We start from the raw sequence: 4,204 nt of genomic DNA, 5'->3' as shown, positions 1-4,204 counted from the left end.
AAGCGCGAGCAGATATTTTTGATTACATCGAGCGGTTCCATAATCCTAGGATGCGGCGTAGAGTTGCCCTTCAGGATCGGAAGTTATCAGCCGTTTTAAAACCGTCCGTGGAAACGGGGTAGAACCCTACTCAAAGCGGTGCTTTCGGTATTATCTGGCGCGAGACGAGTACGAAAGATGTAGGAGGGAGTATCGAAACTTACTACCTCCAATATGTCACCGTTGATTCAGATGGAAATCTTTCTGCGCAACGCGCACTAGGTGAAGGTTTCCTACCTGCTGCTAGTCGTATTCCTGTTGATTACTTCGACGTAACAAAAAACAGTAGCGGCAACATTTTTTTGGTGACCCAGACACGTTGGAATAGCGATAATTTTGGACTACATCTCTACGCCTTTAACTCATCTCTGGTCCCAATTCGAGGCGCTACCAGGATCACTGACGTGGTACCCAAACCTGAACAAAGCGGCAAAGCCCATTTCCCGTCGATTAATGCGTACGAAGATACAGTCGTAGTCACATGGAGTCAGTATGACTATGGAATAGAGTCGGAATCTGGGGTCGAAATTTTTTTCAGAATCTTCGATGGCCTTGGTACAGCCACAACCGACATTATGCCGCTTGGGGAAGGTGACGGCATTCCACAATCGATATTTGATGAATCAGGGAACATAGCCATCATTTATGGACACTCTAGCAATTACTTACTCAAGATGAACCTCTTCAATCAAACTGGTGACTTAATTAAAGAAGTAGAACAAAAAGATGAGCAATTCCGCTATATTGGAGATGCTGCTTCGGGAAACAATCCTTACATTTGCTTTAACAATGACAGTGAAGATAACACTCCACCAAGGTACAACTATTCACTGTATCTTGGGAGGATTGATTTCGAGTCTTTAGTTAAATAAACGTCGAGTGTTAATAAGGGAGATACACACTTAGCTATGTTTCCTATTTTTCTACGTGAACAATTTCCACCAGAATCCTTTCCGGATTATCAATGCATCTGTCCTATGTAAAAATGGATTAGAGAGCGTTGCGCTTTTTACCATGAGCCAACCACTTCAAGGTCCACTCGCAATACCGCACGTTGGTAATTACTCATGACCGTATAGGCAGTTGCATCGATTTCAAAGGACATCAAACAGTTCAAATAGTCGAGCGAATTTAGTTGCAGGCGATTATTAGGTCATTTTTCAACGAGTACCTTCTTTTTTTCTCGCATAAATTTGTATACCTAATCCCACAATCACTCCAGGTAAGACTACAAATTTTAAATAGATACTCATAAGCTCTGATCCAGTTATGCCCATCACCTCTTCAAGAAAATACAACGATGTAACGAAAATAACTGAAAACGTGACAAAGAGGTATGTTATAAACATTGGATGAAAATCGTGTCCTACTTTCGCCTTGCATTCAGGACAAGTATATCTATTCGGAACCAAAGTTTTAAAAACCATACGAAAAAGGCTAATTGTTTCGCCACATTTCGGACAGGTTTTACCATCAATACCTTTAACTTCTACCAGTGAAGATCTGGGAGCTCTATAAATGTCTTTCATAGTCGTTTTTCTATTTCTCTTGATCTAATAGCACTATCAGGACACCCATATAACTACTCGCTCTGCGACTGTCGCTCCGTCAACTAGTGGCTGGGTGTCCTATTTCTTGCCTGTTACAGATCCTTATTATAACGCTCGATCATCTGTTCCTGAGACTCTGGTTCACCGTCGATTAACAGTTGATCGTTAATCATCCTACCCATAGTTGGTAATATCGAACGTTCAATCTTGCTATCTGAATGCCATAGCCTTGATCTCATAAATGCTTTTGCGCAATGCAGGAAGACTTCCTCTATCTTAACCTCAATGCATGACTTAGGAGGGTTGCTCCAAGATTGAAATCGACTTAAGTGATCGGGCAATATTGATATCTTAGCTTCGCCATTTACTCGTAATGTCTCATCCACCCCCGGGATCATAAATAGGCATCCTATCTTCTCTGTCTCAAGGATATTAACGTGACTATCTAGTCGGTTATTACCCTTCGAATCTGGAATTAGTAGGGAATCATTCCCTATCAGTTCTACAAAACCGGGCTTCCCTCCTCTCGGAGAGCAATCAACTTTGCCGTCTTTACCATAAGTTGAAACGAGAACAAACGGAGAAAGCGATATGAATTTTGTCGAATGTTTCTCCAGTTTAGGTATTTGCTTATCCTTCGCCCTACCTTTAGGAAATCCATATAGCTCTCGCAACTTCTCTTCCGAATCGATATACATAATTTTCCTTAACAAACTCAATTTAGATTACTACCTCTAAAGCCAGAGGCACGTAGGGGATAACGCCTGCACTCATTGGCGTTTGAAGCACTGCGGATAATTGTCCGACAGCAGCGCCTTGCGATATTCACTTAAGATACGCTGTATAGCGTCTCGATTTCCAGCCCTGCTCAAGCACCCCATCAACGACCACTTCAACCAATAGCCGTACCTTCTACACCTTAGAGTCCTGATCGTTGATTAAACGTATTCATAAAATTGAAAAAGGGGGGCGCAAAAAATTAAATAGACAGCATTATTTATTTAACTTAAAAAGAAGCTGTAGTTGAAAATGGACTTAACTATGAAAAATCCCCCTCCCCCCTACAGCCATGCCTGTTCTGCAAATCTACCTACTCGATGGGGTGTGTTTCAAATTCACGGTTTTGTTGATTCTTGTTCGAGCTTGGAGCATGTGGCTTTGAGTTATGGAAAGTGGCATGTCAATGAAGTCGTTCCTATCAGAGTTCATTCCGAGTGTTTAACAGGAGATGCCCTGTTTAGCAGTCGATGTGATTGCGGTTTTCAATTGGAATTAGCCCTGAAAAAAATCGCTGCAAACGGCAAAGGTGTGTTGCTATATCTTCGCCAGGAGGGCCGAGGGATTGGGCTATTGAATAAAATTCATGCCTATAGTCTCCAGGATAAAGGTATGGATACCGTAGAGGCCAATACGCACTTAGGTTTTGATGCGGATATGCGAGACTACAGTATTTGCCAGTTTATGCTGGGTTGGTTGAATGTTTCCAAAGTCAGTTTGATGACGAATAACCCCGCAAAACTCCAGGCGTTAACTAACCTTGGCATAAAGGTCGTTGAACGTATTCCTATTGATCAGGGTATTACGGCTGAGAACAAGAATTACATCAGAACAAAAGTACAGAAGTTGGGCCATATGTTTGATATTTATTCTGAATCTGTAGAATGCCAACACTGAGGATCTTGATCCGTAATAGCATTTATCTTGTAATTGCACAAATAATGGCAACAGGATCATTAATGGCTCAATTACAATGACAGTAATACCTGTCAACAAATATTGTAGTTACATATACAGTTTTCGCAACGTCTATACAGTTTAAGGATTAAGCTTTAGCTTGAAGCATGCATTCATGCTATTAACGAGGGAAAGTTATGTATCAGAATGGCTACAATCTCGATCTTGAATCAAATCTACCTAGATTTTCTTATGATGAGAAAAAGATTCCTCATATACCCGGATCAAAGATTTCGATCATACAAACTAAATTTTATTCAGAGTACACAGATAGTTGCGTAGACAAATTTGAAAAAATAATGATGAACGCAGGTGTTAAAAAGTCTGATATGACGAGAGATATGATACCGGGGACATTGGAAGTACCATTAGCAGCGAGAACAATCGTGCGATCAATAGCGCCAAGCGCAATTGCTTTTTTTGGTGGGGTAGTTGATACCGACACCAAGCATGCAGAAATGATAATGCAAATATTTTCGCAAGAAATATCTGAAGTAATTCTTCAAACTGATACGCCTATTTTAGTAGGGCTAATCTATGTTCCTAAAGTTAGGATGTTGATTGATCGATGTGAAGATAATTCTAAAAATTATGGGATTAAAATTGCTCAAGCCACAGCAGAAATAGTCTCTTTTAGACTTAAATATCAAAAATATAGTCGTCACGAACTCGTGTCGCCTAGTTTGGTAGATAGCTAGGTAGATAAGGTAGATAGCTAGATAGAACCCAAGGTATCCTGCCCTTCAGACTCTAGGGAGAGTCTGAATAACCCCAAAATTCTGAGGTAATTGATACTCTCGACGAAAATGGTCGAAGATACAGATTGTTTTTCCGGCCATTTTGGATCTCACACCCCTCGCAGGGCCTCATCTGGGCCCATC

The 4,204-nt window shown here is 41.0% G+C and carries 5 protein-coding genes and 1 pseudogene; 4 read left to right on the top strand and 2 right to left on the bottom strand.

The annotated features are described in order from the left end of the window. Together BTA51_RS28745 and BTA51_RS28740 are read left to right on the top strand one after the other, a co-directional pair. Positions 1 to 122 (top strand): annotated as a pseudogene (locus BTA51_RS28745) (IS3 family transposase); the annotation flags it as partial. Positions 123 to 443: 321 nt separating this feature from the next. Next, positions 444 to 911, top strand: coding sequence for a hypothetical protein (locus tag BTA51_RS28740; protein WP_094712526.1), 468 nt, complete (start codon positions 444 to 446; stop codon positions 909 to 911). Between the two features lie 288 nt (positions 912 to 1,199). Here BTA51_RS28740 and BTA51_RS28735 read toward each other — a convergent pair whose 3' ends face one another. Both BTA51_RS28735 and BTA51_RS28730 read right to left on the bottom strand, forming a co-directional pair. Further along, positions 1,200 to 1,568, bottom strand: a complete 369-nt coding sequence (locus BTA51_RS28735) for a hypothetical protein (protein ID WP_094712525.1) — start codon at positions 1,566 to 1,568, stop codon at positions 1,200 to 1,202. Between the two features lie 113 nt (positions 1,569 to 1,681). Continuing rightward, a complete protein-coding gene (locus tag BTA51_RS28730; protein WP_094712524.1) occupies positions 1,682 to 2,287 on the bottom strand; it encodes an MSMEG_1061 family FMN-dependent PPOX-type flavoprotein in 606 nt (201 codons plus the stop codon). 343 nt (positions 2,288 to 2,630) lie between these two features. On the opposite strand from BTA51_RS28730, the gene ribA reads away from it, so the two are divergent. Together ribA and BTA51_RS28720 are read left to right on the top strand one after the other, a co-directional pair. Further along, on the top strand, positions 2,631 to 3,263 hold the full coding sequence (ribA, locus tag BTA51_RS28725) for a GTP cyclohydrolase II (protein ID WP_094712523.1): 633 nt from the start codon (positions 2,631 to 2,633) through the stop codon (positions 3,261 to 3,263). A 197-nt stretch (positions 3,264 to 3,460) separates the two neighbouring features. After that, a complete protein-coding gene (locus tag BTA51_RS28720) occupies positions 3,461 to 4,021 on the top strand; it encodes a 6,7-dimethyl-8-ribityllumazine synthase (protein ID WP_094712522.1) in 561 nt (186 codons plus the stop codon). Positions 4,022 to 4,204: the final 183 nt, after the last annotated feature.

It is taken from the genome of Hahella sp. CCB-MM4, assembly GCF_002260525.1.
Taxonomy (GTDB): domain Bacteria; phylum Pseudomonadota; class Gammaproteobacteria; order Pseudomonadales; family Oleiphilaceae; genus Hahella.
The sequence above is the reverse complement of the archived record's forward strand: the minus strand, read 5'-3'. Positions and strand labels throughout refer to the sequence as shown.

Coding starts and splice junctions, on each gene's coding strand:
- BTA51_RS28735 (WP_094712525.1), bottom strand. CDS start 1,568: ATGAAAGACATTTATAGAGCTCCCAGATCTTCACTGGTAGAAGTTAAA.
- BTA51_RS28730 (WP_094712524.1), bottom strand. CDS start 2,287: ATGTATATCGATTCGGAAGAGAAGTTGCGAGAGCTATATGGATTTCCT.
- ribA (WP_094712523.1), top strand. CDS start 2,631: ATGAAAAATCCCCCTCCCCCCTACAGCCATGCCTGTTCTGCAAATCTA.
- BTA51_RS28720 (WP_094712522.1), top strand. CDS start 3,461: ATGTATCAGAATGGCTACAATCTCGATCTTGAATCAAATCTACCTAGA.